Here is a 26373-nt window from a genome sequence, read left to right as displayed (position 1 = left end):
GGCCAGGCCCCGCCCCCTTGGAGATCCTGGGTGCGGGGCCGCCTTCAGCTCCCGGCTCTATGCGCGTAGAGTCGCGGCATATCTACGTACGTACGCCGTTGTACTACTGGAAGGACCGCCATGGACGTCATCTCTGTCATCCGGACCAAGCGCGACCGGGGCGAGCTCAGCGACGAACAGATCGACTGGGTCATCGACGCGTACACGCGCGGCGCGGTCGCCGACGAGCAGATGTCGTCCCTGGCGATGGCGATCCTCCTGAACGGCATGAACCGCAAGGAGATCGCCCGCTGGACGGCGGCGATGATCGCGTCCGGCGAGCGCATGGACTTCTCCTCGCTCTCCCGCCCCACCGCCGACAAGCACTCCACGGGCGGCGTCGGCGACAAGATCACGCTGCCGCTCGCCCCGCTGGTCGCCGCGTGCGGCGCGGCCGTACCGCAGCTGTCGGGTCGCGGGCTCGGCCACACCGGCGGCACCCTGGACAAGCTGGAGGCCATCCCCGGCTGGCGCGCGCTGCTCTCCAACGAGGAGATGCTGAACGTCCTGGAGGGCGTCGGTTCGGTCATCTGCGCGGCGGGCGACGGACTGGCCCCCGCCGACAAGAAGCTCTACGCGCTGCGCGACGTGACCGGCACGGTGGAGGCGATCCCGCTGATCGCCTCCTCCATCATGTCGAAGAAGATCGCCGAGGGCACGGGCTCGCTCGTCCTCGACGTGAAGGTCGGCACCGGCGCCTTCATGAAGAACCTCGACGACGCCCGCGAACTGGCCTCCACGATGGTCGAGTTGGGCACCGACAGCGGGGTGCGCACGGTGGCCCTGCTCACGGACATGTCGACCCCGCTGGGCCTGACGGCCGGCAACGCGCTGGAGGTCCGCGAGTCGGTGGAGGTCCTCGCGGGCGGCGGCCCGGCCGACGTCGTCGAGCTGACCCTCGCCCTGGCCCGCGAGATGCTGGACGCGGCGGGCCTGCCGGACGCCGACCCGGCGAAGGCGCTGGCCGACGGCTCCGCGATGGACGTGTGGCGCCGCATGATCGCGGCGCAGGGCGGCGACCCGGACGCGGCGCTCCCGGTGGCCCGCGAGCAGCACGTGGTGCGGGCCCCGTCGTCCGGCGTCCTGACCCGCCTCGACGCGTACGACATCGGCGTCGCGGCGTGGCGCCTCGGCGCGGGCCGGGCCCGCAAGGAGGACGTGGTGCAGGCGGGCGCGGGCGTCGAACTCCACGCCAAGCCGGGCGACTCCGTCGAGGCGGGCGCGCCGCTGATGACCCTCCACACGGACACGCCGGACCGCTTCGCGTACGCGCTGGAGTCGGTGGAGGGGTCGTACGACGTCGCTCCCGCCGGCACGGGTTTCGCGCCCGAGCCGATCGTGCTGGACCGGATCGGCTGAGGGCCGGGCGCGGCCCGCCTAGGCAGGGCTCTGGCCAGGGCTTTCTCGTACGGGTGAACGGGATCGGTGGACCGCCGCCGGTCCCGTTCGGCATGCTGGGATCGGTGACGTACCGAAAGAGGAGACCGCCATGAGCGCACTCGCCGTCAGCCGTTGGCCTGGCCAGAGCTGGGAGGACTTGCTCCGGCTCCGGGAGGAGATGGAGTGGCCCGAGGGCAGCAAGGTGGAGATCATTGATGGGGTCATCACCGTGTCACCCAGCCCGGCCAACCAGCACAATGTCATCGCGGAGAAGGTGCAACGTCGCCTGTATTCCGTGCTTCCGGAGGACTGGGGCATCTACCAGACGCTGTCCGTATCGGTACCGCTGAGTCTCGGAATGTTCATTCCGGATCTTGTCGTAGTGCCTGTCGCTGAAGCGGGAGCGCCTGGTACCTCCATCTCAGCGAGCGCCGCCGAACTGGTCGTCGAGGTGACCTCGCCGTCCAATGCCCACCACGATCGCGTCGGTAAGCTCGCGGGCTACGCGGCAGCAGGGGTCCCTCTCTACCTCCTCATCGACCGCTGGGCCCCAGGTGGCCCCAAGGTCACCCTCTACGGCGAGCCCCAGGACCGCGTCTACCGCGTCCTGCGCGCCTGCAAGTTCGGCGAGCCCATCACGCTTCCCGAGCCCTTCTCCCTGGAGATCGACACCAGCGCCTTCCCCGTGGACTGACGCGCGCATGCCGGGTCCCGGGCGCGATCACCGATGAATTCCGCCCGCCCCGCCGGTCAACCCTGCGTGGCCGAATCAGAAGAGCACCTCATCCGCGTCGAGGGCCCCCTGCGCCCGGGCGACATACCGCGCCTGTGCGAGCAGGTGGCCGCCGCCCGGCACGGGCCCGGTGGGGGAGGGGGCGGTGACATCGTCTGCGATGTCGGAGGTGTCACCACCGCCGACCTCACCACCGTCGACGCCATCGCCCGGCTGCACCTCGCCGCCCGCAGGGCCGGGCGGCGGATCCGGCTCAGGAACCCCGCCCCCGCCCTGCAGACGCTGCTGCGCCTCGTCGGCCTCGTCGAACTCCTCGGGCTAGTCGTCGAGACGGGGGGCCAGGCCGAAGAGCGGGAACCACCGCTGGGTGTCCAGGAAGCAGTGGAAGCCGGCGATACGGCCCTCTGAGATCTCGATGACCTGGATCGCCCACGGCGTGTAACCGCCGTTGTCGGGATCGGGCTTGTAGTGCGCGAAGCCCGGCGTGCCGTTCACGTTCACCGGGAACAGGCGGCTGTTGGCGCAGCCCGCGCCGATCGTGGTCATGAAGCCCGTGATGTCCGCGGTGCCGCGCAGCCACAGGTCGAACGGCGGCATCGTCATGACGGCGTCCTCGGCGAGCAGCGCCGTCAGCGCCGCCATGTCGTACCCCTCGAAGGCCGCGACATAGCGGTCCAGGAGCTTCTGCTGTTCCTCGTCCAGCGGATCGGAGACGGCCGTGTCGTCCGCGGGCCGCTCGGCGAGGGTGGCGCGGGCCCGCTGCAGCGCGCTGTTGACCGAGGCGACGGAGGTGTCGATCAGCTCGGCGACCTCGTTGGCCTTCCACGCGAGCACCTCGCGCAGGATCAGCACCGCCCGCTGCTTCGGCGGCAGGGACTGCAGCGCGGCGACGAAGGCCAGCCGCACCGACTCCTTGGCGACCGCGGCCTCCGCGGGGTCGCCGGGCAGCGGCAGGACGCGGGCGTCCGGCACCGGCTCCAGCCAGGTGTTGTCGGGGCGCGGATTGAGCGCGGCCTGCGCCAGCGGGGCGGCCGCGGTCAGGTCCATGGGGCGGGCCCGGCGGTTGCCGGCGTGCAACATGTCCAGGCAGACGTTGGTCGCGATGCGGTACAGCCACGAGCGGACGCTGGAGCGGCCCTCGAACTTCTCGAAGCTCCGCCAGGCCCGCACCATCGTGTCCTGCACGGCGTCCTCGGCCTCGAAGGCCGAGCCCAGCATCCGGTAGCAGTACCCGGTCAGCTCGACGCGGTGTTTCTCCAGCGTGACGTCCAGATCGGTCGTCGTCCCTGCGATGTCGCTCATCCCAACCCACCCCTGGCTTCCGAGCGCGCGGCCCCCTGTGAGGCCCAACACATCGGAAGCTACCGCAGCCCACTGACAACGGCCCCCGGAGTGGGAAAACCCGCAGGTGAAAAGGGGCGACAACAACCAGGCGCCCGGCGCATCAGCGCGCCGCCTCAGTCACCCCTCGGCCGGACCCGCCTCAGCGCGCCGCCGCCACCAGCCCGCGCCGCTCCTGGGTCCGCGCCGCGTGCGAGCCCCACACCGTGACCGACACGACGCCGAGCACCGCGAGGATCCCGAGGCCCACCGTCCCGGCCCAGCCGCCCGCGTGGAAGGCGACCGCGCCGAGCGTGCCGCCCGCGCTGGAGCCCAGGTAGTACGCGGACTGGTACAGGGCCGAGGCCTGCGCACGCCCCTCGGTGGCCGTCCGGCTCACGGACGAGGAGGCGACGGCGTGCCCCGCGAAGAACCCCGCGGTGATCAGCACCAGGCCAAGCAGCACCAGGACCAGCGACGGCGACAGGGAGAGCAGCAGCCCGCCGGCCGTCGTGCTCACTGCCAGATACAGCGCCCCGCGCCGCCCGAGCCGGGCCACCAGACGCCCGGCGGCCGCCGAGGAGACCGTACCGACGAGGTAGACGAGGAAGATCGAGCCGATGACGCCCTGCGGGAGCGAGAAGGGCGCCTCGGTCAGGCGGTAGCCGATCACCGTGTAGACCGCACCGAAGACGGTCATGAAGAGCGCGCCGATCGCGTACAGGCGGCACAGGAGCGGGTTCGACAGATGCGTACGGACCGTACGGGCAAGGGACTTGGGGCTCAGCGTGCCCGCGGTGAAGTGCCGCGGCGCGGGCAGCAGCACGCGGAACGCGACCGCGCACACCACCGCGACGACACCGACCACGCCGACCGCCGCGCGCCAGCCCCACGCCTGCGCGACCCAGCCGGTGACGATGCGCCCGCTCATCCCGCCGATGGAGTTGCCCGCCACGAACATGCCGATCGCGGCGACCAGCGCTTTGGGCCGCACCTCCTCGGCGAGGAATGCCATCGCGGAGGCGGGCAGACCGGCGAGCGCGGCGCCCTGCACCGCGCGCAGCACGATCAGGACCTCGACGGAGGGCGCGAACGGGACGACGAGGCCGACGACGACGGCGACGGCCAGCGAGGCGGTCATCACCGCGCGCCGCCCGAACCGTTCGCTGAGCGCGCTCAACGGGAGGACGAAGAGGGCCAGGGCGCCGGTGGCGCCGGACACCGTCCAGCTCGCGGTGCTCGCGCTCACGCCGAAGTCGGCGGAGACGAGCGGGAGGAGGGCCTGCGTGGAGTAGAGGAGGGCGAAGGTGGCGACGCCGGCGAGGAAGAGCGCGAAGCTCATCCGGCGGTAGCCGGGCCCGCCCGGGGTCAGCCGGGTGTCGGTGGCAGGGGACGACGGGGCAGGGGCGACCGCGAGGGTGGCGGACGCCCCACTACTGGCAGCAGGCATGCCTCGAACCTACGACCGGACTTTTGATGCGTCCAATGCATGGAAACCCCATAATCGATCCCATGCAGCATCAGCAGAGGTCACAGCCGCGCCCGTCACACGACAGTGACGCGGAGGACATCGTCACGCTGCTCGCTCCTCGCCTCGCGTACTTCGCGGGCGTCGCCCGCACCGAGCACGTCACGCGCGCCGCGCACCAGCTGGGGATGCCCCAGTCGACGCTCTCCCGCGCGCTCGTCCGGCTCGAACGGGACCTGGGCGTCGACCTGTTCGTACGCCGCGGCCGCACCGTCTCGCTCACCCCGGCGGGCCGCACCTTCCTCGGCTCGGTCGAGCGGGCCCTCGGCGAGGTGGAGCGGGCCGCGGAGTCGGTGCGCGCGGACGCGGACCCGGAGACCGGCAAGGTCGCCTTCGGCTTCCTGCACACCATGGGTTCGGAGACGGTGCCGGGCCTGATCCGCGCCTTCCGCGCCGACCATCCGCGCGTCCGCTTCAGCCTCGTGCAGAACTACGGCGAGGCGATGATCGAACGGCTCCGCGCCGGCGAGCTCGACCTCTGCCTCACCTCACCCGTGCCGGACGCCCCCGACCTCGTCGCCCGCCGCCTCGACGAGCAGCGCCTGCGCCTGGTCGTCCCCGACGACCACCGTCTCGCCGCCCGCAAACGGGTCCGGCTCGGCGAGGCGGCCGACGAGGCGTTCGTGACCCTGGAGCCCGGTTACGGTCTGCGCCGCATCACGGACGACCTCTGCCGGGACGCGGGCTTCCGCCCCCGGATCGCCTTCGAGGGCGAGGAGGCGGAGACCCTGCGCGGCCTGGTAGCGGCAGGCCTGGGCGTGGCCCTGCTGCCACCCCCGGCCGTGCCGCGGCCGGGCGTCGTGGAACTGACGGTGACGGGCCAACGAGCGGTCCGAGAAATCGGCGTGGCCTGGCTGGACGGCCACGCGGACACACCACCGGTGGCGGCGTTCAAGGCGTTCCTGCTGAGCCGCAAGGGCAACCTGGTGGCGGGCGACAGCCCGCACGGCGGGTGAGGGCGTACGGGGGCCGCGACATCAGCCCGCACAGCGCGTGCGCGTGAGGCCGTACGCGGCAGGGGGATACAGCCCGTCCGGCGTTTGAGGACGAACTCGGCGGAGCCGGTGATGGCAGAGCCACGTCGCCGGGTCACCGCAATGACCGCCCGAAGCCGGAGGCGAGCGGCATACGGAGCCCCAACGGCGGCGGAGCCGCCAACGCGTCCTCCAGGGGCCGGGCGAACCCCGCCCCGAACAGCGTGCCCATCACGAAGTCCGAGGCCAGCGCGAGGACTTCGGAATGATGCTGGTGCAGCCGATGCCCATCGGAGTGCACCTCGAACCGGCACACGTCCCGGTTCGCCTTCTTCGCCCGCTCGGCGAGCCGGAACGACAACTCGGGGTCGGTCCGCTCGTCATTCGTGCCGTGCACGATCAGCACACGCCGCCCCGCGAGCTGCTTCACCGGCTCCGGCGGCGCGGCCACGTCGTCCTCGGGCAGCCAAGGCGCCACCGCGAGCACGGAGTCGACGGCATCGTGGCCTCCCGCGCGCAACGCCGCCCGGCCGCCCATGTCCACTCCGGCCAGACACACGGGAACGTCGCCGTAGAGCCGTACGACCTCGTCCACCGCCCACGTCGTGTCGTGCGCGAGCTGCGCCTGCGCGCCGTTCCAGCCCCGGCAGCGGTAGTGCACGACATGCGTGGCGAGGCCCGCCCCGCGCCCGTCGTGGGCGAGTCTGCGGCCCAGCGCCCGCACCCCCGCGCCGGCCAGCGGCGAGGGCTTGCGGGTGGAGGTCTCGGCGCCACCGGGCAGCAGCAGCACCGCCCCGCCCACCGCCGACGGCGCCGTCCCGATCACGCGCCCGAGCCTGGCCGCGCCCGCCGGCCCCGCGGTCCCTTCCTCTGCCATGACAGAACAGTGTCAGAAGCGATGGTGTACGCGACCCGTCCGCAGGGTCACTGTTACGTATCGACCAGTGAGTTCTACGCGCGTAGGCGCTAGAGTGCCGAAATGACGAGCCAGACACACACGACCGGTCACACGGACCGTGAAACGCCCAGTGCCGAACAGATCCGCCGCGCCCCCAAGGTGCTCCTGCACGACCACCTCGACGGCGGCCTGCGTCCCGGCACGATCGTCGACCTCGCCCGCGACTGCGGGTACGAGGGCCTGCCCGAGACCGACCCCGACAAGCTCGGGATCTGGTTCCGCGAGGCGGCCGACTCCGGCTCCCTCGAGCGCTACCTGGAGACCTTCGCCCACACCTGCGCGGTGATGCAGACGAAGGACGCCCTGCGCCGCGTCGCCGCCGAGTGCGCCGAGGACCTCGCCGAGGACGGCGTCGTCTACGCCGAGATCCGGTACGCCCCCGAGCAGCACCTGGAGAGCGGCCTCACCCTCGAAGAGGTCGTCGAGGCGGTGAACGAGGGCTTCCGCGAGGGCGAACGCCGCGCCAAGGAGAACGGCCACCGCATCCGGGTGGGCGCGCTGCTCACCGCCATGCGGCACGCGGCCCGCGCCCTGGAGATCGCCGAACTCGCCAACCGCCACCGCGATCTGGGGGTCGTCGGCTTCGACATCGCGGGCGCCGAGGCGGGCTTCCCGCCCACCCGCCACCTCGACGCCTTCGAGTTCCTCAAGCGCGAGAACAACCACTTCACGATCCACGCGGGCGAGGCCTTCGGCCTGCCGTCGATCTGGCAGGCCCTGCAGTGGTGCGGCGCCGACCGGCTCGGCCACGGCGTGCGCATCATCGACGACATCGAGATCGCCGACGACGGCACCGTCCGCCTCGGCCGCCTCGCGTCGTACGTACGGGACAAGCGCATCCCGCTGGAGCTCTGCCCGACCTCCAACCTGCAGACCGGCGCCGCCACCTCCTACGCCGAGCACCCCATCGGGCTGCTGCGCAAGCTGCACTTCCGGGCGACGGTGAACACCGACAACCGGCTGATGTCGGGCACCAGCATGAGCCGCGAATTCGAGCACCTGGTCGGCACGTTCGGCTACTCGCTCGACGACATGCAGTGGTTCACCGTCAATGCGATGAAATCAGCATTCATTCCTTTCGATGAGCGTCTCGCCATGATCAACGACGTGATCAAGCCGGGCTACGCCGAGCTGAAGTCCGAGTGGCTGTTCCGTCAGACCGTGTCCACCAGCGGTTCTGTCGCGAGCTGACGCACCGCGTCCGTCCGTGTGTGACGCGGCGGCGGCCGGGAGCATCCGCTCCCGGCCGCTTTGATTTCCCCGCCGCCCGTGATCGGGGCTCCCGACGGTCGTTGAACCGCGAGAACCCCCGTCGTAAGCACAGTCGCACAGACACAAGGACGCATTGAAGATGAAGCAGTCTGCCGCCAAGACCCTCGGTGTCGCCGCGCTCGGCGCCGCCTTCGCCGCCGCCGGTGCCGGTGCCGCGAACGCCGCCCCCGCCGGTGTCCCCGACCCCGCGGCCGCTCTGGGCCCGGTCTCCTCGGTGGTGCCCGTCGGCGGTCTGACCGGTGCCACCGAGTCGCTGAGCGCCGGACAGAGCGCCCTCGACAGCGGTGTGAAGGCCGCGGCGCCGACCGTCGCCCAGGCCGCCCCCCAGCTCCTCGGCGACAAGACGTCCCGCGCGGCCGCCGCCAAGCCGAAGCCCAAGAAGCCCGCCTCCCCGGTCGCGGGCCTGCTCGGCGGCCTGCCCCTCGGCGGCACCGGCGTGAACGGCCTGCCGCTCGGCTGATCCGGCGCAGCGCGTACGCCGATGGGGCGCCCCTCGTGTCGAGGGGCGCCCCATCGCGTTGCGCGGCCGTGCCCGCCGGGTCGTGCCCGCCGGGCCGCGGTCACCAGGCCTGGCGGACCTTGTCCTCGTCGGGCAGCAGGATCCACAGCGCGATGTAGAGCAGGAACTGCGGTCCCGGCAGCAGGCAGGAGACCACGAAGATCACCCGCATCGTCGTTGCGGAGGTGCCGAAGCGCCGGGCCAGGGCTGCGCACACTCCGCCGATCATCCGGCCGTGGTTGGGGCGGGCAAGGGCGGTCATGTCGGGCTCCTTCGCGAACGTGGGTTCTCGGTGCTGTCGGGTGCCGGGGTCCTTCTTTTCCTGTGCCCCGATACCTCGACGGTACGTTCGCGAAGCGGGTCAAAGCATCGCTCTACGGTGCGATGCCGACCCTGGGAATCGTCGGGGTCGGCCCCTGAGGGGTGTCCTCCCGCAGGAGGGGCACGCGGTCCTCCCCGTCCTGGCCGCGCCGCAGCCGGGCCCGCGCCGCGGGCACCACCGCGAGGTGCGCGACGGCGACCCCGAGGGTGTTGAGCAGCAGCGAGTCGATGTCGACGACCTGACCGGGCACCCCGGTCTGCCACAGCTCGATGCCGAGCGAGAGCAGGGCGCCCGCGGCGACCGTACGGACCAGTGACCCCCAGGGCGAGACCGCGAGCCGGCCGCCGGCCAGCGGCAGCAGCACCCCCAGCGGGGCCAGGAGCAGCACGCTCTCACCGATCCGGCGGGCCGCCTGGAGGCCGCCCAGCGCCAGATCCGCCTTGATCCCGGCGAGTGGCTGCAGATTCGCGGCGCTCACCCAGGGCACGTCCAGGGGACGCAGCGTGATCCACCCGACGAGCAGGAGGTGTGCGGCGAGGAGGAATCCCCCCGCCGCACGGAAGCGGATGGCGGCAATGCGGCCGCCCGAGCCTTGACGCACGCCCCCCAAGACGTCAGGGGCGGCAGGATCGGTTCCGCGAGCCCGGGCCGAGCAGAACGAAGGGCTCTACTCGACGCTCTTCATGGGCGGTGCCACCGTCCCGGGACGGGCGCGGACCTCGGTGGTGCACTCGTAGCGCCGCAGCGGGCTCCTGCCCGGGCCGCCCATGACCACCGCGCCGTCGTCCGCCGTGGCGTTGTCGGCGAGCGTGCACACGATCTGGGCGAGCGCGAACGCGGACAGGCCCTCCGGCGGCGTACTCATCCGCAGCGCGTCGGCCGGGTCGCCCTTGCGCGGCCCGGAGACGGTGGTGGCGCCGCGCACGTCCGTCGCGAAGCCCGCCTCCTTCTCGGCGCCCGACGGGGGATCGGCCAGCTCGTCCAGGAGCGCCTGGGCGATGCGCACCCGGTCTGTGGTGGCCTTGTCGTCACGGATCTCCAGGTTCCGGTCGACCGTCACCAGCTGCGACGCGCAGACCAGGAACACCTCCACCGGCACCCCGCCGCCCGTCCGCGAGGCCATGCCGGCGCCGGACAGCACGCACGGCACCCGGGACGGCGCCGCGCCGTAGTCGGTCGGCACCTCCGTCGACCTGATGCCGCACCCGGCGAGCAGGGCGGCGAGCCCCACGGCGGCGGCCACGGCACGCATCCGTCGCCCGTTCATGCCTCGTCCCCCTCGGCGCGGTCGTCCTCGGTGTCGTCCACGCCCTCGTCGTGGCGCGGCAGCCACAGCGTGAAGACGGCGCCGCCGTCCGGGGAGTTGGCGGCGGTGATCTCGCCGCCGTGGATGTGCGCGTTCTCCAGGGCGATGGAGAGGCCGAGGCCGCTGCCCTCGGACCGGGGGCGGGACGCGCTCGCCTTGTAGAAGCGGTCGAAGACGTGCGGCAGGACCTCTTCGGGGATGCCGGGGCCGTGGTCGCGTACGGAGATCACCAGCTTGTCGTCCTCAAGGCGGACCGAGACCCCCACCGGCGAACCGCCGTGCTTGAGGGCGTTGCCGATGAGGTTGGCCAGGATCACGTCGAGGCGGCGCGGGTCGAGCCGGACCGTGATGCCGCGCTCGGCGTCCAGGTCGACCGCGTCCAGCCAGGCGCGCGCGTCGATGCACGCGGTGATCTGGTCGGCGATGTCGACGTCGTCGAGGACCAGGCGCGCGGTGCCCGCGTCGAAGCGGGTGACCTCCATGAGGTTCTCCACCAGGTCGTTCAGGCGGCGGGTCTCGCTCACCACGAGCCGTACCGCGGGCTCGATCATCGGGTCCACCGAACCGGTCTCCGCGTCGAGTTCCTCCTCAAGGACCTCCGTCACGGCCGTGATCGCGGTCAGCGGGGTGCGCAGCTCGTGCGACATGTCGGCGACGAAGCGCCGGGACGCCTCCTCGCGGGCGCTCATGTCGGCGACCTTCTTCTCCAGGTTCTCCGCGGTCCTGTTGAACGTCCGCGAAAGATCGGCGAGTTCATCGGTCCCGGACACCCGGAGCCGGGTGTCGAGCTTGCCCTCGCCGAGCCGCCGCGCGGCAACTCCCAGGCGGTGCACGGGTTTCAGCACCGTCGTCGCCGCGGCCTGCGCGAGCAGCGCGGAGCCGATCAGCGCCAGTCCCGTCGCGATGGCGAGGGACCAGCCCAGCGAACTGAGGTCCTTCGCCTCCGGCTCAAGGGACTTGAGCATGTAGCCGGTCGGGCCGTCGCCGATCACGGTGGCGCCGCCCACCAGGTACGGGGTGCCGTGATCGGCGATCCGCTGCCAGTACAGGTGGTACGGGCTCTTGTTGCCCGAGGTGAGCGGCTGCTTCTCGCTCACCGCCTTCTGCAGCGAGCCCGGCACCTTGGCGAGCGTGAAGGCGTCCAGGTCGCTGTAGCCGACGATCTGGCCGCCGTTCTTCTTCTCGGCGACCAGCAGCACGCTGTAGCGCTGGCTGCTGGTCGCCATCTGCTCGGCGGTGGACTGCAGATCCTCCTGCGAGGGGTCGGCGGGCAGCGCCCCCGCGCGGTTCTGCATCTGCTGCCGGAAGTCCTTGAGCGCCGCGTCCTGCGCGCGCGTCAGCACGGCCTCGCGGTTCAGCCAGTACGCGATGCCGGAAGCGGAGACGGCGGCGGTGAGCGCCACCAGGCCGAACACCACGACGAGCCGCAGTCGCAGACTCGTGAAGCGGAGTCCGGCCAGCATCGCCCTGCGCGCCGCGGGCAAGGCCCGGAGCTTGTCCTGCGGTTTGGTCACTGAGGCGTGTCCAGCCGGTATCCGACGCCGCGCACCGTACGGATCAGGGTCGGCGACGAGGGCACGTCCTCGACCTTGGCGCGCAGCCGCTGCACACACGCGTCGACGAGGCGCGAGTCGCCGAGGTAGTCGTGCTCCCACACCAGGCGCAGCAACTGCTGGCGCGACAGGGCCTGGCCGGGCCTGCGGCTCAGCTCCAGGAGCAGCCGCAGCTCGGTCGGGGTGAGCTGCAGGTCCTCGCCGTTCTTCGTCACGGTCATCGCGGCGCGGTCGATGACGAGCGAACCGAACGTCGCCGCGTCGTTGGCCTCGCGCTCACCGCGCCGCAGCACGGCCCGGATCCGGGCGTCGAGGACCCGCCCCTGCACGGGTTTGACCACGTAGTCGTCGGCGCCGGACTCCAGGCCCACGACCACGTCGATGTCGTCGTTGCGTGCGGTCAGCAGGATGATCGGCAGTTGGTCGGTGCGCCGGATGCGACGGCACACCTCGAACCCGTCGATGCCCGGCAGCATCACATCCAGCACGATCAGGTCCGGCCGCTGCTCACCGAGCAGTTTCAGGCCGTCCTCGCCGGTGGCAGCAGTGGCCACCCGGTGCCCCTGGCGCGTGAGCGAAAGCTCCAGGGCCGTCCGGATGGCGTCGTCGTCCTCGATCAGCAACAGGGAAGGCACGGACGTCATTCTGTCCCATGCCACGGCCCCAGTTCGACTGCCTGCCCCTCCCCGTGCCCCTAAAGGGCAGGTAGGTGCCCGCACTCACACGTGACCTTCACAGGTGGAAGGCCCCTGAACCCCTGTTGCAGGCCTGTGACAGTCGGCGGACACCGTCATGAAGTGGGCCGGGCAGAGTTCAGGTCACAAGCAGGAAGCACGGAAGCAAGACGGAACAGGACCGGACTCCACCGACGGGGGGCGCAAGATGAATACGCTGCACAGCACCAGCTCACGCGCAGTTGTCACGCGTCTCCACGATGTCGGGCGGGGCTCTGAGAAGTCCGGTGCCGTGAGCGGGCGGGGGTGCGCTCGCGGCGCCGGGCGTCAGCACACCGGGTTCATGACGGTGGTTGACACGGTGGTTGACAAGGCTCACGGGGGAGCGTCGTACGGGGAGGGCTCGGGGGAGCGGACGTCCCTGTCGGAGGCGGAGTTCACCGCCTACGTCCAGGAGCGCCGTGCCTCCCTGTACGCAACCGCCTACCACCTGACCGGTGACCGCTTCGAGGCCGAGGACCTGCTGCAGAGCGCCCTCTTCTCGACGTACCGGGCCTGGGACAGGATCAGCGACAAGGCCGCGGTCGGGGGCTACCTCCGCCGCACCATGACCAATCTGCACATCAGCGCGTGGCGCCGCCGCAAGCTGAACGAGTACCCGACCGAGGAGCTGCCGGAGACGGTGGGCGACACGGACGCGATGCGCGGCACCGAGCTGCGCGCCGTGCTGTGGCAGGCCCTGGCCCGGCTGCCCGAACTCCAGCGCACGATGCTGGTCCTCCGTTACTACGAGGGCCGCACCGACCCGGAGATCGCGGACATCCTCGACATCAGCGTGGGCACGGTGAAGTCCAGCATCTGGCGCTCGCTGCGCCGACTGCGCGAGGACGAGGTCCTCAGCTTCGGCCGTGACCAGGAGGGATCCTTCGGCGAGTTGGTCGCCTGAGGATCGGGGGAACACGGGGGCGCCGCTCCGGGGGGATGCGGCGGGCACGGGGGAAAGCACGGGGGGCACCAAGTGGCGGGACCGGAAGGCCGGGGGGTCTTTCCGGTCCTTCTGCTTTTCCGCCGCGCGGTGCCGGCGGCTTCCGTTACGCGGCCTCGGCGCGGGCCTTCACGCAGCGGCCCGCCGCCGCGGCGGCCACCCGGCCCAGCGCCTCGTCCTTGCCGCAGGCGTACGCGCCCAGCGCCGTCTGCCGGGCCACGATGGCGCGTTCGGCCCGCATCAGCCGCCAGCCGCGCCGCAGCAGGAACGGCACGGACTTGCGGCCCTCCCGCAGATCCCGCAGCAGCCGCCGCCGGAACGTGGTCGACGGCCGGCCGCGCAGGCAGAGCGCGTCGGCGAGCACGCCGAGCTCACCGCACCGCCGCACGATGTCCGCCGCGAAGATGCCCTCCGCGATGAAGAGCGGGGTGCGCTCGATGTCCAGCGTCTCCTGGCCGACGCGGGCGCTGGTCGCGATGTCGTACACGGGGACGTTCGTACGTCCCGTACGGCAGAGCTCCTCGATCGCGGCGATGGCCACATCCGCGTCCCAGGAGTCGGCGGAGTCCCAGTCGATGTCCGAACTGCCGGGGACCTGCGGGAGCGTGGGGTCGCCGGCCTCCTTGTAGAAGTCGTCCAGGCACAGGACGGGCAGCCCGGAGCGGGCGGCGAAGGAGGACTTGCCCGAGCCGGAGGGGCCCGCGAGCAGCACGACGCGGGTCGGTATCGGGGAGTGGGAGCTCAATTCCGGGCCTTTTCACCAGGGGTGGACCGCATCTCCCGACACGGCTCGTCAGCGTGGACGGGAGTCATTATCAACCGTGCCGCCCGGGGAGCCCAGCCCGGCGTCCCGACATGATGCCCCGTCAGCTCCGGGCCTGGCGAGTCGGCCTTTGGTCCCCGCGTCACCACTCAACTACGCTACGTGCTCGCTCGGTCACCCACTACGCACGGATATGGGCGGTACCCATGGCACGACACACAGCAACCCCGTCACCCCGGCCCGCGGCGCGCGCACTGCTGCGCGCGGGCCTCACCGTCACCGCCGCGGGCGCCGCCCTCGGCGTGGGCGGGGTGGGTGCCGCCGCCGCGGTGGAGCCGGCCCCCGCCGCGCCGCTCGAGGCCATCGACCCGGGGATGCCGGTGCAGGCCCTCACGACGGCCCTGCACCACTCGACGGCGGGCAGCGTCGGCGCGGTCAAGAAGCTCCAGCTCGACCCGCTGGCGAACACCACCGCCGACCCGCTCGACAACACGCTCGGCACCCAGGTCGCCGACTTCAAGCCGGTCAGCACGGCGTTCGCCACCGGCCCGCTCACCGAGGGCGGCTCCCTCACCGACCTGCCCGCGGTGGGCGGGGTGACCAAGATGCTGCCCGGCTAGGCCGGGTCCGCCGCGTCGGGCGCGCTCGCCGTGGTCACCGTGTCCGCGCGGGAGCGTAGCGGCACCTCGCGGATCAGCCAGGCGGCCGCGAACGTGGCGGCGCACAGGACGGCTGTGCCGGCCATGACGCCGTGCAGCCCGCCTGTGACCCCCGACCGGAAGGCGTCGCGGACCGGCTCGGGGAGGCCGCGCAGGAGCGCGGGGGCCAGCTGGTGGCCGCCCGTGAGGCGCTCGCCGTCCGGGCCGAGCCGGTCCGTGACGGTGTCGGTGACGCGGCCGGTGTAGACCGAGCCCAGCACCGCGACGCCGAGCGAGCCGCCGATGGTGCGCAGCAGCGTGTTGGTGCCGCTCGCCGCGCCCATGTCGCGGAGCTCCGCGCTGTTCATGGTGATCAGCAGCGACGGCTGCAACAGGCAGCCGAGCCCCGCGCCGAGCACGAACGTCAGGGCGGACGCGAGCGCCGTCGGCGTGTTCACGCCGACCGTCAGGAGGGCGAGCGCGCCCGCCGTGGCGACGGCGCTGCCCACGATCGGGTACACCCGGTACCCGCCGCCGTTGCCGACCGCCCGGCCGATGGACAGTTGCGCGCCCATCATGCCGAGCATCAGCGGGAGCAGCAGCAGACCGCTCTGCGTGGACGACATGCCGCGGACGAACTGCAGGTACTGCGGCAGATAGCTCGCCGCCCCCAGCATCGCCGCGCCCGCGAGGAAGGTGAGGACCTGGGCGAGGGTGAAGTTGCGGTCGCCGAACAGGCGGGGCGGGACGACCGGTTCGGGTGCGCGCCGCTCCACCCGGACGAAGGCGGCGAACGCCGCGGCCGCGAGGAGCGCGAGCCCGCAGGTCTGCGGGGAGAGCCAGGCGTACGTCGTGCCGGCCCAGGTGCCGAGCAGGGTCAGGGCCAGGATGCCGGCCGTGAGGAGGGCGGCGCCGGCGTAGTCGACGCGGGCCCTGCTGCGCTCGGTGCGCAGGTGGACGAGGAGGCCTACGAGCAGGAGCGCGGCGGCGCCGACGGGGACGTTGACGTAGAAGACCCAGCGCCAGTCGAGCCGGTCGGTGAGGAAGCCGCCCAGGAGCGGGCCGCCGATCATCGCGACGGGCAGCAGCACGCCGATCATCGACTGCGAACGCCCCGCCTGCGCGGGCGGCAGCAGCGTCCCGATGAGGGACATCGCCCCCACGAACAGACCGCCCGCGCCCAGCCCCTGCAGGGCGCGGAAGGCGATCAGCTGGGGCATGTCCTGGGCGAGCCCGCAGAGCACGGAGCCGACCAGGAAGACGGTGATGGAGGCCTGGTAGCCGCCCTTGCGGCCGTACAGGTCGCCCAGCTTGCCCCAGAGCGGGGTGGAGACGGCGGCGGTGAGCAGATAGGCCGTCACCACCCAGGAGAAGTGGTCGAGGCCGCCGAGGTCGCCGACGATCGTCGGGAGCGCGGTGCCGACGATCGTGCCGTCGAGCGTCGCGAGGACGATGCCGAGGAGTAACCCGAGGAGGGCGAGCCGGGAGGGTGGTTCCGGGGCCGTCGCCGGTGCCGGGGCCGGCTTCGGGAGGGTGGGTGCGGTGGTGTCCGTGCGCTGACTCATGGCGGCCTCGCGGGTGGGTGGCGTGGGGTCAGGCGGCGTACGGACGGGCTGCCCTGGCCTCGCGCAGCGCCAGCGCCCACCAGGCGAGCTGGTCGAGCATGGTCTTGACCGCGGCGTCGCTGGCCGGCTCCTTCATGTGGCCTTCCTCGTCGAAGAGGGTCCAGGCGTGGTGCAGGCTGACGGTGTTGCGGATCGTCGTCGCGTTCAGCTCGGCCATGACGACGCGGAGGTGTTCGACCGCGCGCAGGCCTCCGCTGATGGAGCCGTAGGAGACGAAGCCGATCGGCTTGGCGTGCCACTGCTCGTTGTGCCAGTCGATGGCGTTCTTCAGGGACGCCGGGTAGCTGTGGTTGTACTCCGGCGTGATGAAGACGAAGGCGTCGGCCGCGGCCAGGGTGGGGGTGACCCGGGCGAGGGCGTCGGTGGCGTCGGCCGCGAGCGGCTGTCCGAAGGCGGGCAGGACCGTGGGCAGCGGGGTCTCGGCGAGGTCGACGACGTCGACGCGCATGTCGTCGCGCTGGTCGAGGTGGCCCTTGATCCACCGGGTGACGACGGGCGCGAAGCGGCCCTCGCGGGTGCTGCCGACGAGGACGGCGACGCGGAGCTGTTGCGGCTGACTGGGCATGGGTTCCCCCTGGGATGGACCCGACGTACGTGTGTACGCCGTATCGGATGCGTACAACGTATACGTCGATGTGTACGGCGTCTACTGGGGATACGATGTACACGTAACGTTGGTCGAGAGGAGCCCCGTGGCAGCCCGGAAGAAGGACCAAGGCACCGAACCGTCGGTGCTGTGGGAACGGATGGAGCGCCCGGCCGCCGCCCCGCGCGCCTCGCTGACGCCTCAGAAGATCGCCGAGGTCGCCGTGCGGGTCGCCGACGCCGAGGGCTTCGCCGCCGTCACCATGCGCCGCCTCGCCACCGAACTGGGCGTCGCCCCCATGGCCGCCTACCGCCACGTCTCCGGCAAGGACGACCTGTGGGCGCTGATGGTCGACCGGGTGACGGCCGAGATCTCCGTCCCGAAGGAGCTGACCGGCTGGCGCGAGGTGCTGCGCGCGTACGCCGTCGCCAGCCGCGAACTGTTGCTGGCGCATCCCTGGCTCGCCCAGCTCCCCACGCCGCACTTCGCCCTGACGCCGAACCGGATGGCCGTGGCCGAACGGCAGTTGGCGGCGCTGGAGCGGCACGACCTCGACGCCGACACGATCATGACGGCCTTCCGCACCGTCGGCGCCTACGTGCACGGCGTCGGCCAGTCCGAGGTGGCGCTGCGCCAGTACATGGCGGACCAGGGCTGGACCAGCGGCGACGACACGCGGCGCGGGCTCGCGCCGCAGATGATGTACCTGATGGGTACCGGCCGTTACCCGGCCTACCAGCGCTACGCCCTCCAGGCGAGCCGCAAGGACGACGCCGCCTGGCAGTTCGAGACGGGACTCGACTGCGTCCTGGACGGCATCGCGGCCCGGCTCGGCCTCACGCCCTGAGAGCCCGTATCGGTACGTGACGAAGCCCCGGCCCTTCCTGGACGGAGGAGGGCCGGGGCTTCGCCGTGCGGAGGCCGCTCAGTAGGCGGAGCCCGACGCCCCCAGCGAACCCGTGGGGTGCCAGACCGTCTTGGTCTCCAGGAAGGCCGTGAGGCGGTGCGTGCCGGGGTCGGCCGCGAAGTCCACAGGCTGTGGACGCAGCATGCGCTTGAGGTTGTCCGCAGCCGCGACCTCCAGATCGCGGGCCAGCTCCGTGCCCGCCCCCGTGAGGTCGATCGCGTTGACGTCCTGGTGGGCGGCGAGCGGGGCCGCGATCTCGGCGGTCTTCCCGGTGAGGACGTTGACCACACCGCCCGGCACGTCGGAGGTCGCGAGGACCTCGCCCAGCGAGAGCGCGGGCAGCGGCGACGCCTCGGAGGCGATCACGACGGCCGTGTTGCCCGTCGCGATCACCGGGGCGAGCACCGAGACCAGGCCGAGGAGCGAGGACTCCTGGGGCGCGACGACGGCGACCACGCCCGTCGGCTCCGGCGTCGACAGGTTGAAGAACGGGCCCGCGACCGGGTTGGCGCCGCCCGCGATCTGGGCGATCTTGTCGGTCCAGCCCGCGTACCAGACCCAGCGGTCGATCGCCGCGTCGACCTGGACGGCGGCCTTGGCCTTGGAGATGCCCTCCGCGTCCGCCACCTCCCGTACGAACTGGTCCTTGCGGCCCTCCAGCATCTCCGCGACGCGGTAGAGCACCTGGCCCCGGTTGTACGCGGTCGCGCCCGACCAGCCGCCGAACGCCTTGCGCGCGGCCACGACCGCGTCCCGGGCGTCCTTGCGGGAGGCCAGCGGCGCGTTGGCCAGCCACGTGCCCTTCGAGTCCGTCACTTCGTACACCCGGCCGCTCTCGCTGCGGGGGAACTTGCCCCCCACGTACAGCTTGTAGGTCTTGAAGACGCCAAGTCGTGCGTCAGACATCGAGGTACGCCTCCAGACCGTGACGGCCGCCCTCGCGGCCGAAGCCCGACTCCTTGTAGCCGCCGAACGGCGAGGTCGGGTCGAACTTGTTGAACGTGTTGGCCCAGACGACGCCCGCGCGGAGCTTGTTCGCGACCGCGAGGATGCGCGAGCCCTTCTCCGTCCAGATGCCGGCGGAGAGCCCGTACTGGGTGTTGTTGGCCTTGGCGACCGCCTCGTCCGGCGTACGGAACGACAGGACCGAGAGGACCGGGCCGAAGATCTCGTCGCGGGCGACGGTGTGCGCCTGCGTGACGTTGGTGAAGAGCGTCGGCGCGAACCAGTAGCCGGAGGTGGGCAGTTCGCAGGAGGGCGACCAGCGCTCGGCGCCCTCCGCCTCACCGGTGTCGGCGAGGGCGGTGATGCGGGCCAGCTGCTCGGCGGAGTTGATGGCGCCGATGTCGGTGTTCTTGTCCAGCGGGTCGCCCAGGCGCAGCGTGGAGAGCCGCCGCTTCAGGCTGTCGAGCAGCTCCTCCTGGATCGACTCCTGCACGAGCAGGCGCGAACCGGCGCAGCAGACCTGGCCCTGGTTGAAGAAGATGCCGGTGACGACGCCCTCGACGGCCTGCTCGATCGGGGCGTCGTCGAAGACGATGTTCGCGCCCTTGCCGCCCAGTTCGAGCGTGACCTTCTTGTCGGTGCCGGCGATCTGGCGGGCGATCTGCTTGCCGACGGCGGTGGAGCCGGTGAAGGCCACCTTGTTCACGTCGGGGTGCGAGGTGAGCGCCGCGCCCGCGTCGCCGTACCCGGGAAGGATGTTGACGACGCCCTTGGGCAGGCCCGCCTGGCGGCAGATGTCCGCGAAGAAGAGCGCGGAGAGCGGGGTGGTCTCGGCGGGCTTCAGGACGACCGTGTTGCCGGTCGCGAGCGCCGGGGCGATCTTCCACGCGAGCATCAGGAGCGGGAAGTTCCACGGGATGACCTGGCCGGCGACGCCCAGGGGGCGCGGGTTCGCGCCGTACCCCGCGTGGTCGAGCTTGTCGGCCCAGCCCGCGTAGTAGAAGAAGTGCGCGGCGACGAGGGGGAGGTCGGCGTCCCGCGTCTCCTTGATGGGCTTTCCGTTGTCGAGGGTCTCCAGGACGGCCAGTTCGCGGCTGCGCTCCTGGATGATCCGCGCGATACGGAAGAGGTACTTGGCGCGCTCGGCGCCCGGCAGCGCCGACCACTTCTCGAAGGCCGCGCGCGCGGCGCGCACCGCGCGGTCGACGTCTTCGGCGGAGGCCTGCGCGACCTCCGAGAGGACCTCTTCGGTCGACGGCGAGACGGTCTTGAAGACCTTGCCGTCGGCCGCCTCCACGAACTCGCCGTCGATGAACAGGCCGTACGACGGCGCGATGTCCACGACGGAGCGGGACTCCGGTGCGGGTGCGTACTCAAAGGGCGAGGAAGTCATGGGTTCAGTCCACCGTGACGTAGTCGGGGCCGGAGTAGCGGCCCGTGGCCAGCTTCTGGCGCTGCATCAGCAGGTCGTTGAGGAGCGACGAGGCGCCGAAGCGGAACCAGTGGTTGTCGAGCCAGTCGGGGCCCGCCGTCTCGTTCACCAGGACGAGGAACTTCAGCGCGTCCTTGGTGGAGCGGATGCCGCCCGCGGGCTTCACGCCGATCTGCACCCCGGTCTGCGCGCGGAAGTCGCGGACGGCCTCCAGCATGAGCAGGGTGTTGGCCGGGGTGGCGTTGACGCCGACCTTGCCGGTCGAGGTCTTGATGAAGTCGGCGCCCGCGATCATGCCGATCCAGCTGGCGCGCTTGATGTTGTCGTACGTGGAGAGCTCACCGGTCTCGAAGATGACCTTCAGGCGGGCGGTGCCGCAGGCCTCCTTCACGGCGCGGATCTGCTCGAACACCGTCATGTAGTCGCCGGAGAGGAAGGCTCCGCGGTCGATGACCATGTCGATCTCGTCGGCGCCCGCGGCGACCGCCTCGCGCACGTCGCCGAGCTTCACGTCGATGGCGGCGCGGCCCGCGGGGAAGGCGGTCGCGACGGACGCGACCTTCACGCCGCTGTCCGCGACGGCCTCCTTGGCGGTGGCGACCATGTCCGGATAGACACAGACGGCGGCGGTGCGCGGGGTGCCGCGGTCGGTCGGGTCCGGGTTCACGGCCTTGGCGCCGAGCGCCCGGACCTTGCCCGGGGTGTCGGCGCCTTCCAGCGTCGTCAGGTCGATCATCGAAATGGCCAGGTCGATGGCGTACGCCTTCGCCGTGGTCTTGATCGAACGGGTACCGAGCGAGGCGGCACGCGCCTCCAGGCCGACCGTGTCGACGCCGGGCAGCCCGTGGAGGAAGCGGCGGAGCGTGCTCTCGGACGCGGTCACGTCAGCGAATGCAGTGGGCATGGTCACGAGGGGAGCATATCTACGCGCGTAGCTGCTGTACAGGGGCTGGCCCCTGGGCCTTGGGGGGTTTCGGGGTGGGGCGGCGTGTTGGGGTGCTGTCGTACGGGGCTGGGTGCGCGGTTCCTCGCGCCCCTGGTGGGTTGCTGCCCCCGTCATGGGGGGCGTTTCGGGGTGGGGCGGCGCGTTGGGTTGCTGTCGTACGGGGTTGGTTGCGCAGTTCCCCGCGCCCCTGGTGTGTTGCTGGATGCGTTTCAGGGGTGGACCCGGTAGGGGCCCGCGGGGCGTCAGGCAGAATCAGGGTATGAGTGACCCCCAGAACCCCGTCGCGGAGCCCGCGTACAAGGACCGCACCTTCCGGTCCCCCGCCGGCATCGCCGGTGGCGTCCTGCTGCTCGGCCTCGGCGCCTGGCTCGGCATCGACGCGGTCATCCGGGGCGAGGGCCGCACCCCGTGGCTCGCCCTCGCCGGGCTGCTCTTCGCGGTGCCGCTCGTCGTCGCGTACACCGTGCGGCCCGTCGTGTACGCCAACGACGACCGGCTCCGGATCCGCAACCCGTTCCGGACGATCACGCTGCCGTGGGGGTCCGTCGCGACGCTCCGCTCCGGGTACTCCAACGAGGTGCGCACCAACGCCGGCGCCAAGTTCCAGCTCTGGGCCATCCCCGTCTCGCTGCGCGGCCGCAAGAAGGCGTCGCGCCGGCAGGCGCAGGCCGCCGCGTCCGGCGACCCGACGAGCGGCGGCCGCCCCTTCCTCGACCCCACCGCGTCGTCCACACGCGCCTCGGGCGACCAGGCCATGGACGAGCTGCGCAGCCTCGCCGAACAGCGTGCCGCGGAGGAGTCCGCGCAGGGCGATCCCGTGGTGCGCTGGGCGTACGAGGTCGTCGTGCCGTGTGGGGTGGGTGCGGTGTTGCTCGCCGTGCTGCTTGCGGTGACCTGAGGGGCGGGCGGCTTTACGGGTGGGGGCGTCGGGTTCGGCTGTACGGGGTGGGAGGCTCGGGTTCGGGTTCAGGTTCGGGACCCGCTTCGGTTACGGCGGGCCGTGCCAGCCCAGGAGCATGTGGCCGCCGAAGACGGACGAGCCGAACGCCGCCGCCGTCAGCACCGTCACCGTCACCCGCGTCCTCGCCCGCGCGAGCGCCACGGCGAGCGGCAGCAGCAGCGGGAACCCCGGCAGCAGGAAGCGCGCCCGCGGGAAGTAGACCCCGCTGCTGCCCAGGACGATCAGCACCAGCAGGCCGCTGAAGACGAGCAGCGGCAGAGGCTGGCGGTCACACGCGGAGAGCACGTAGAGGATCACCGCGCCGAGGAGTGTCGCGGTCACCATCGCGAGGAACAGCGGCGGGCGCTCCGTCATGAACAGGTCGCGCATGCGGCGCAGCGTCCCCACGCCGCCGTCCCACTCGTTGCGCCACAGCTTCTGTACGGCGAAGTAGCCGTCCCAGCGGCCCAGGCGCAGGCCCACCCACCCGACGTACGCGAGCCAGCCGAAGGGGGCGAGGAGGGCGCCCAGGAGGGCGCGCGGGGGGAGGCGGGTGGCCTTGTCCCTGAAGGTGCGGTCGGCGGCCTGGGCCTTGAGGGTGAGCAGGGCCGTCACCGAGACCGCTGCCGCGAGGGCGACGCCGGTGGGGCGGGTGAGGCCCGCCAATGAGGCGAGGGAGCCCGCCCAGAGCCAGCGGCCGGTGAGCACGGCGTACAGGGACCATGCGGTGAGCGCCGTGAACAGCGACTCCGTGTAGCCCATCCACTGGACGAGGGCGACCGGCAGGCTGCCCCAGAGGACCGCGAGGACGACTCCCGCCCGGCGCCCGTACAGCCGGTCGCCCACCGCGAAGATGCCCCACGCCGCGAGGAGCGAGCAGACCAGCGTGATGCCCAGGCCCGCCGCGCCGCGCGGCAGCCAGGGCAGCAGGGTGTCGGCCGCCCGGACGAGCGCCGGGTACAGCGGGAAGAACGCGAGGTTGTTCGCGTCGAACTGGGTGCCGAGGGTGTGCGTGTACCCATGGTCGGCGATCCGCAGGTACCAGTCGCAGTCCCAGGACCGCATCAGCAGGTGCCGGACGCCGCGGTGCGTGCGGTGCGCCCACTCCGTGAGGACCAGCAGGCCCAGGGTGCGTACGGCCGCGTACGCGAGGAGGGCGGGGGCGGCGTGGCGCAGGGCCCGGATCACGCGTGCGCCGAGGCCTCGCAGGTTCCGGAGGCCTCGGGGCGGGTGCGGGGTCCTGTCGGGGGTCCTGGACGCGGGTACGCGGGAGGGCGCGGCGGCGGTCGAGGGCTCGGAGATTCCGTACGGCACTGCGGCAGCTCCCGGAACGTGGTCGTGCGCTACCGGTCCTCCCTTCCTGGGGGACCGGCAGCGCACCGGGCCGCTGCGGCATGTGCGGGAGCGGAACCACTCTTACGGGTGGTGCGGGGGCTGGCGGGGGCGCCTTGGGGTGGCCCCGCGCGGGGGTGGGCTGCTTTGTGTGGCCCCCGCGCGGGCCGGGTGGTGCGGGTTGGTCAGATGCCCGCTGCCGCCGACAGGTCCCGCTTGATCGTCGCCAGCGTCTCGGTCGCCTTCGTACGGGCCTGCGGCAGGTCCGCCCTGGACGACACCGGAACCACCACCTCCAGGTAGCACTTGAGCTTCGGCTCCGTGCCGCTCGGGCGGACGATCACCCGGGCGCCGTCGAGCGTGTAGCGCAGGCCGTCCGTGGGCGGCAGGGACTCCGTGCCCTGCGTCAGGTCCTCCGCCTTGGTCACCGGCAGGCCCGCGAGCTCCGTCGGCGGCTGCTCGCGCAGGCGGCGCATCGCGTCCGCGATCAGGGACAGGTCCTCCACGCGGACCGACAGCTGGTCGGTGGCGTGCAGGCCGTGCTCCAGGGCGAGGTCGTCGAGGAGGTCCAGGAAGGTGCGGCCCTGCTCCTTCAGCTCGGACGCGAGTTCGGTCAGCAGGAGGGCGGCGGTGATGCCGTCCTTGTCGCGTACGCCCTCGGGGTCCACGCAGTAACCGAGCGCCTCCTCGTAGCCGTACCGCAGGCCGTCCACGCGGGCGATCCACTTGAAGCCGGTCAGCGTCTCCTCGTACGGGAGGCCCGCCTTCTCGGCGATCCGGCCGAGCAGCGAGGAGGAGACGATCGACTCGGCGAAGGTGCCGTGGGCGCCGCGGGCGACCAGGTGGGCGGCGAGCAGGGCGCCGACCTCGTCGCCCCGGAGCATGCGCCAGTCCGCGCCGTCCGTTTCGTTCGTGCCGTCCTTGACGGCGGCGGCGCAGCGGTCCGCGTCCGGGTCGTTGGCGATGATCAGGTCGGGGGCGGGGGTGGTACGGGCCGCCGTCGCGAAGGCCAGGTCCATCGCGCCCGGCTCCTCCGGGTTCGGGAACGCGACCGTCGGGAAGTCCGGGTCCGGCTCGGCCTGCTCGGCGACGAGGGTGGGCGCGGGGAAGCCGGCGCGGTCGAAGGCGGCCAGGAGGGTGTCCTTGCCGACGCCGTGCATGGCCGTGTAGACGACGCGGGCGGTGCGGGGGGAGCCGGGGGCCAGGACGGCGTCCGTACGGGCCAGGTAGGCCGCCAGGACGTCGTCGTCGAGGGTTTCCCAGCCGGTCTCGGGGCGGGGCACGTCGTCGAGGCTGCGGATCGCGTCGATCTCGGCGGCGATCTCCGCGTCGGCGGGCGGGACGATCTGGGAGCCGTCGCCGAGGTAGACCTTGTAGCCGTTGTCGCGCGGGGGGTTGTGGCTGGCGGTGACCTCCACGCCCGCGACCGCGCCGAGGTGCCTTATGGCGAAGGCGAGGACGGGGGTGGGGAGGGGGCGGGGGAGGACGGCGGCGCGCAGGCCGGCGCCGGTCATGACGGCGGCGGTGTCGCGGGCGAAGTCGGCGGACTTGTGGCGGGCGTCGTAGCCGATGACGACGGGGCCGTCGGTCTGGCCCTTGGCCTTCAGGTACGCGGCGAGGCCGGCGGCGGCGCGGATGACCACGGCGCGGTTCATCCGCATGGGGCCGGCGCCGAGTTCGCCGCGGAGGCCGGCGGTGCCGAACTGGAGGGTGCCGGCGAAACGTGCGGTGAGCTCGGCGGTGTCCTCGGCGTCGATGAGCTTGGCGAGCTCTTCGCGGGTGTCGGGGTCCGGGTCCTCGGCGAGCCAGGTCTGGGCGCGGGCGATGAGTTCGGAGGTGTCCTGCGCGATCTGCACGGTTTCTTCAGCCTCTCCTGGGCGGATGGGTGGGTCGTTTTTGCTGCGAGCGGGAGCGTGGGGGCCGGGGTCTGCGCGTTCTGTCCGTTTGTGGGTGCGGGGCCGCGGGGGTATGTGCGTACTCGCTATCCACTGTTCGCCACGCCTGACGGATGGCGGGGCTATTGCTGGCTCGGTGCTCCGTGCGCACATACCCCCACGTCCCCTCGCGTCTCGTACGCGGGTGCGGCCCGGTCCGGGGACCGCCGGGGGGTGTGTGGGTGGCCGGCGACCGCGAGCCCGATACGGCTTGCACGCACCCACCACCGCCCCAGCTCCTTGTCCCGCACCAGGCCCCGACGCAAACGCCCGGAGCGTCCGGGTGCGGTCCCGGCCGGGCGTACGTACGACACGAGGCCCTCCGGCGGACCCGGCATACGGCGCGAGGCAAAGCCCACCCTGCGTCGGGTGTACGACAGGGGGCCTCTGGCGGGTCCGGCGTACGACGTGAGGCAAAGCCCCACCCTGCGTCGGGTGTACGACAGGGGGCCTCTGGCGGGTCCGGCGTACGACGTGAGGCAAAGCCCCACCCTGCGTCGGGTGTACGACACGAGGCCCTCCGGCGGGTCCGGCCTACGACGTGAGGCAAAGCCTTCACCCCTCCACAGGCGACGCGAGGCATAGCCCCACCCTCAGGTCCGGCGTTGGATGCGAGGCAAACCCCACTTCCCAACCCCGGCGTTGGACGCGAGGCAAACCCCACCTCCCACCCCCGGCGTTGGACGCGAGGCGACCTCCCAGCCCTGGTGTACGACGCGAGGCAAACCCCACCCCCCACCCCCGGTGTACGACGCGAGGCACCCCCCACCCCCTCCCGCCCG

Annotated in this window: 26 protein-coding genes; 10 read left to right on the top strand and 16 right to left on the bottom strand. The window is 72.1% G+C overall.

The genetic code is table 11. From position 1 onward, the window contains the following. The first annotated feature begins 120 nt into the window (after window positions 1–120). From ACFYO9_RS04320 to ACFYO9_RS04310, 3 genes are all read left to right on the top strand, one after another. Complete coding sequence (locus ACFYO9_RS04320; protein ID WP_355803552.1) at window positions 121–1398, top strand: thymidine phosphorylase; 1278 nt, start codon at window positions 121–123, stop codon at window positions 1396–1398. Window positions 1399–1528: 130 nt separating this feature from the next. Then, window positions 1529–2113 carry a Uma2 family endonuclease gene (locus tag ACFYO9_RS04315; RefSeq protein WP_358776712.1) on the top strand — a complete coding sequence of 195 codons (585 nt, stop codon included), beginning with the start codon at window positions 1529–1531 and terminating at the stop codon, window positions 2111–2113. Window positions 2114–2179: 66 nt separating this feature from the next. Beyond that, window positions 2180–2560, top strand: a complete 381-nt coding sequence (locus ACFYO9_RS04310) for an STAS domain-containing protein (RefSeq protein WP_355803538.1) — start codon at window positions 2180–2182, stop codon at window positions 2558–2560. Here ACFYO9_RS04310 and ACFYO9_RS04305 read toward each other — a convergent pair. Both ACFYO9_RS04305 and ACFYO9_RS04300 read right to left on the bottom strand, forming a co-directional pair. Then, complete coding sequence (locus tag ACFYO9_RS04305; protein WP_358776711.1) at window positions 2471–3454, bottom strand: sigma-70 family RNA polymerase sigma factor; 984 nt, start codon at window positions 3452–3454, stop codon at window positions 2471–2473. The genes ACFYO9_RS04310 and ACFYO9_RS04305 overlap by 90 nt on opposite strands. 181 nt (window positions 3455–3635) lie before the next feature. Then, window positions 3636–4922 (bottom strand): MFS transporter, encoded by a 1287-nt coding sequence (locus tag ACFYO9_RS04300; protein ID WP_358776710.1) that lies wholly within the window; start codon window positions 4920–4922, stop codon window positions 3636–3638. A gap of 62 nt (window positions 4923–4984) precedes the next feature. Here ACFYO9_RS04300 and ACFYO9_RS04295 point away from each other — a divergent pair, with 62 nt between their 5' ends. Continuing rightward, window positions 4985–5956, top strand: a complete 972-nt coding sequence (locus ACFYO9_RS04295; protein ID WP_358710345.1) for a LysR family transcriptional regulator — start codon at window positions 4985–4987, stop codon at window positions 5954–5956. Between the two features lie 133 nt (window positions 5957–6089). Here the strand turns inward: ACFYO9_RS04295 and ACFYO9_RS04290 are convergent, their stop codons facing one another. Continuing rightward, a complete protein-coding gene (locus ACFYO9_RS04290; RefSeq protein ID WP_355803530.1) occupies window positions 6090–6851 on the bottom strand; it encodes an alpha/beta hydrolase in 762 nt (253 codons plus the stop codon). A 102-nt stretch (window positions 6852–6953) separates the two neighbouring features. Between ACFYO9_RS04290 and ACFYO9_RS04285 the strand changes: the two genes are divergently transcribed. Next, window positions 6954–8123, top strand: coding sequence for an adenosine deaminase (locus ACFYO9_RS04285; RefSeq protein WP_355803528.1), 1170 nt, complete (start codon window positions 6954–6956; stop codon window positions 8121–8123). A 160-nt stretch (window positions 8124–8283) separates the two neighbouring features. After that, entirely contained in the window at window positions 8284–8664 is a 381-nt protein-coding gene (locus ACFYO9_RS04280; RefSeq protein ID WP_358710344.1) for an ATP-binding protein, read from the top strand. Between the two features lie 100 nt (window positions 8665–8764). On the opposite strand, the gene ACFYO9_RS04275 is transcribed toward ACFYO9_RS04280, so the two are convergent. From ACFYO9_RS04275 to afsQ1, 5 genes are all read right to left on the bottom strand, one after another. Further along, window positions 8765–8965 carry a PspC domain-containing protein gene (locus tag ACFYO9_RS04275; protein ID WP_358776709.1) on the bottom strand — a complete coding sequence of 67 codons (201 nt, stop codon included), beginning with the start codon at window positions 8963–8965 and terminating at the stop codon, window positions 8765–8767. A 112-nt stretch (window positions 8966–9077) separates the two neighbouring features. Then, window positions 9078–9635 (bottom strand): VanZ family protein, encoded by a 558-nt coding sequence (locus tag ACFYO9_RS04270; protein WP_358710342.1) that lies wholly within the window; start codon window positions 9633–9635, stop codon window positions 9078–9080. Between the two features lie 57 nt (window positions 9636–9692). After that, window positions 9693–10292, bottom strand: coding sequence for a hypothetical protein (locus ACFYO9_RS04265; protein WP_358776708.1), 600 nt, complete (start codon window positions 10290–10292; stop codon window positions 9693–9695). Then, window positions 10289–11845, bottom strand: a complete 1557-nt coding sequence (locus ACFYO9_RS04260; protein ID WP_358776707.1) for a HAMP domain-containing sensor histidine kinase — start codon at window positions 11843–11845, stop codon at window positions 10289–10291. Before ACFYO9_RS04260 ends, ACFYO9_RS04265 begins: the two co-directional genes overlap by 4 nt. Next, a complete protein-coding gene (gene afsQ1, locus ACFYO9_RS04255) occupies window positions 11842–12519 on the bottom strand; it encodes a two-component system response regulator AfsQ1 (RefSeq protein WP_033264947.1) in 678 nt (225 codons plus the stop codon). The genes ACFYO9_RS04260 and afsQ1 overlap by 4 nt, the downstream gene beginning before the upstream one ends. Before the next feature lie 247 nt (window positions 12520–12766). Between afsQ1 and ACFYO9_RS04250 the strand changes: the two genes are divergently transcribed. After that, window positions 12767–13504 (top strand): SigE family RNA polymerase sigma factor, encoded by a 738-nt coding sequence (locus tag ACFYO9_RS04250; RefSeq protein ID WP_358776706.1) that lies wholly within the window; start codon window positions 12767–12769, stop codon window positions 13502–13504. 145 nt (window positions 13505–13649) lie between these two features. Here the strand turns inward: ACFYO9_RS04250 and ACFYO9_RS04245 are convergent, their stop codons facing one another. Further along, complete coding sequence (locus ACFYO9_RS04245; RefSeq protein WP_358710339.1) at window positions 13650–14288, bottom strand: ATP-binding protein; 639 nt, start codon at window positions 14286–14288, stop codon at window positions 13650–13652. 224 nt (window positions 14289–14512) lie between these two features. Here ACFYO9_RS04245 and ACFYO9_RS04240 point away from each other — a divergent pair, with 224 nt between their 5' ends. Beyond that, complete coding sequence (locus ACFYO9_RS04240; RefSeq protein ID WP_355803511.1) at window positions 14513–14926, top strand: hypothetical protein; 414 nt, start codon at window positions 14513–14515, stop codon at window positions 14924–14926. On the opposite strand, the gene ACFYO9_RS04235 is transcribed toward ACFYO9_RS04240, so the two are convergent. Beyond that, window positions 14923–16509, bottom strand: a complete 1587-nt coding sequence (locus ACFYO9_RS04235; protein ID WP_358776705.1) for an MDR family MFS transporter — start codon at window positions 16507–16509, stop codon at window positions 14923–14925. The two genes, ACFYO9_RS04240 and ACFYO9_RS04235, sit on opposite strands and share 4 nt — an antisense overlap. A gap of 28 nt (window positions 16510–16537) precedes the next feature. After that, window positions 16538–17134 carry an NAD(P)H-dependent oxidoreductase gene (locus ACFYO9_RS04230; RefSeq protein ID WP_358710337.1) on the bottom strand — a complete coding sequence of 199 codons (597 nt, stop codon included), beginning with the start codon at window positions 17132–17134 and terminating at the stop codon, window positions 16538–16540. Between the two features lie 127 nt (window positions 17135–17261). On the opposite strand from ACFYO9_RS04230, the gene ACFYO9_RS04225 reads away from it, so the two are divergent. Beyond that, window positions 17262–18002 carry a TetR/AcrR family transcriptional regulator gene (locus ACFYO9_RS04225; protein WP_358776704.1) on the top strand — a complete coding sequence of 247 codons (741 nt, stop codon included), beginning with the start codon at window positions 17262–17264 and terminating at the stop codon, window positions 18000–18002. A gap of 78 nt (window positions 18003–18080) precedes the next feature. Here ACFYO9_RS04225 and ACFYO9_RS04220 read toward each other — a convergent pair whose 3' ends face one another. Genes ACFYO9_RS04220 through deoC form a run of 3 tightly spaced genes read right to left on the bottom strand, consistent with a single transcriptional unit; the run spans window position 18081 to window position 21343 of the window. Further along, the gene (locus ACFYO9_RS04220) at window positions 18081–18968 is read right to left on the bottom strand and encodes an aldehyde dehydrogenase family protein (protein ID WP_358776703.1); all 888 of its coding nucleotides are present in this window, start codon (window positions 18966–18968) and stop codon (window positions 18081–18083) included. Continuing rightward, on the bottom strand, window positions 18961–20400 hold the full coding sequence (locus ACFYO9_RS04215; RefSeq protein WP_358776702.1) for an aldehyde dehydrogenase family protein: 1440 nt from the start codon (window positions 20398–20400) through the stop codon (window positions 18961–18963). The genes ACFYO9_RS04220 and ACFYO9_RS04215 overlap by 8 nt, the downstream gene beginning before the upstream one ends. Window positions 20401–20404: 4 nt before the next feature. Then, window positions 20405–21343 (bottom strand): deoxyribose-phosphate aldolase, encoded by a 939-nt coding sequence (gene deoC, locus ACFYO9_RS04210; RefSeq protein ID WP_358710333.1) that lies wholly within the window; start codon window positions 21341–21343, stop codon window positions 20405–20407. A gap of 301 nt (window positions 21344–21644) precedes the next feature. Here deoC and ACFYO9_RS04205 point away from each other — a divergent pair, with 301 nt between their 5' ends. Continuing rightward, window positions 21645–22283 (top strand): PH domain-containing protein, encoded by a 639-nt coding sequence (locus ACFYO9_RS04205; RefSeq protein ID WP_358776701.1) that lies wholly within the window; start codon window positions 21645–21647, stop codon window positions 22281–22283. 90 nt (window positions 22284–22373) lie between these two features. On the opposite strand, the gene ACFYO9_RS04200 is transcribed toward ACFYO9_RS04205, so the two are convergent. Both ACFYO9_RS04200 and ACFYO9_RS04195 read right to left on the bottom strand, forming a co-directional pair. After that, a complete protein-coding gene (locus ACFYO9_RS04200) occupies window positions 22374–23513 on the bottom strand; it encodes a hypothetical protein (RefSeq protein ID WP_388665947.1) in 1140 nt (379 codons plus the stop codon). Between the two features lie 329 nt (window positions 23514–23842). After that, the gene (locus ACFYO9_RS04195; RefSeq protein WP_358776700.1) at window positions 23843–25513 is read right to left on the bottom strand and encodes a phospho-sugar mutase; all 1671 of its coding nucleotides are present in this window, start codon (window positions 25511–25513) and stop codon (window positions 23843–23845) included. Between the last annotated feature and the right edge of the window lie 860 nt (window positions 25514–26373).

The sequence above is a fragment of the Streptomyces sp. NPDC005863 genome (assembly GCF_042871345.1).
Lineage (GTDB): Bacteria > Actinomycetota > Actinomycetes > Streptomycetales > Streptomycetaceae > Streptomyces.
Note: the sequence above shows the minus strand (reverse complement) of the source record. Positions and strands in the feature narration are given on the sequence as shown.

What these genes read in the sequence shown, in the direction of transcription:
- ACFYO9_RS04320 (WP_355803552.1), top strand. Translation starts at nt 121, where the DNA reads ATGGACGTCATCTCTGTCATCCGGACCAAGCGCGACCGGGGCGAGCTC.
- ACFYO9_RS04315 (WP_358776712.1), top strand. Translation starts at nt 1,529, where the DNA reads ATGAGCGCACTCGCCGTCAGCCGTTGGCCTGGCCAGAGCTGGGAGGAC.
- ACFYO9_RS04305 (WP_358776711.1), bottom strand. Translation starts at nt 3,454, where the DNA reads ATGAGCGACATCGCAGGGACGACGACCGATCTGGACGTCACGCTGGAG.
- ACFYO9_RS04300 (WP_358776710.1), bottom strand. Translation starts at nt 4,922, where the DNA reads ATGCCTGCTGCCAGTAGTGGGGCGTCCGCCACCCTCGCGGTCGCCCCT.
- ACFYO9_RS04295 (WP_358710345.1), top strand. Translation starts at nt 4,985, where the DNA reads ATGCAGCATCAGCAGAGGTCACAGCCGCGCCCGTCACACGACAGTGAC.
- ACFYO9_RS04290 (WP_355803530.1), bottom strand. Translation starts at nt 6,851, where the DNA reads ATGGCAGAGGAAGGGACCGCGGGGCCGGCGGGCGCGGCCAGGCTCGGG.
- ACFYO9_RS04285 (WP_355803528.1), top strand. Translation starts at nt 6,954, where the DNA reads ATGACGAGCCAGACACACACGACCGGTCACACGGACCGTGAAACGCCC.
- ACFYO9_RS04280 (WP_358710344.1), top strand. Translation starts at nt 8,284, where the DNA reads ATGAAGCAGTCTGCCGCCAAGACCCTCGGTGTCGCCGCGCTCGGCGCC.
- ACFYO9_RS04275 (WP_358776709.1), bottom strand. Translation starts at nt 8,965, where the DNA reads ATGACCGCCCTTGCCCGCCCCAACCACGGCCGGATGATCGGCGGAGTG.
- ACFYO9_RS04265 (WP_358776708.1), bottom strand. Translation starts at nt 10,292, where the DNA reads ATGAACGGGCGACGGATGCGTGCCGTGGCCGCCGCCGTGGGGCTCGCC.
- ACFYO9_RS04250 (WP_358776706.1), top strand. Translation starts at nt 12,767, where the DNA reads ATGAATACGCTGCACAGCACCAGCTCACGCGCAGTTGTCACGCGTCTC.
- ACFYO9_RS04240 (WP_355803511.1), top strand. Translation starts at nt 14,513, where the DNA reads ATGGCACGACACACAGCAACCCCGTCACCCCGGCCCGCGGCGCGCGCA.
- ACFYO9_RS04235 (WP_358776705.1), bottom strand. Translation starts at nt 16,509, where the DNA reads ATGAGTCAGCGCACGGACACCACCGCACCCACCCTCCCGAAGCCGGCC.
- ACFYO9_RS04230 (WP_358710337.1), bottom strand. Translation starts at nt 17,134, where the DNA reads ATGCCCAGTCAGCCGCAACAGCTCCGCGTCGCCGTCCTCGTCGGCAGC.
- ACFYO9_RS04220 (WP_358776703.1), bottom strand. Translation starts at nt 18,968, where the DNA reads ATGTCTGACGCACGACTTGGCGTCTTCAAGACCTACAAGCTGTACGTG.
- ACFYO9_RS04215 (WP_358776702.1), bottom strand. Translation starts at nt 20,400, where the DNA reads ATGACTTCCTCGCCCTTTGAGTACGCACCCGCACCGGAGTCCCGCTCC.
- deoC (WP_358710333.1), bottom strand. Translation starts at nt 21,343, where the DNA reads ATGCCCACTGCATTCGCTGACGTGACCGCGTCCGAGAGCACGCTCCGC.
- ACFYO9_RS04205 (WP_358776701.1), top strand. Translation starts at nt 21,645, where the DNA reads ATGAGTGACCCCCAGAACCCCGTCGCGGAGCCCGCGTACAAGGACCGC.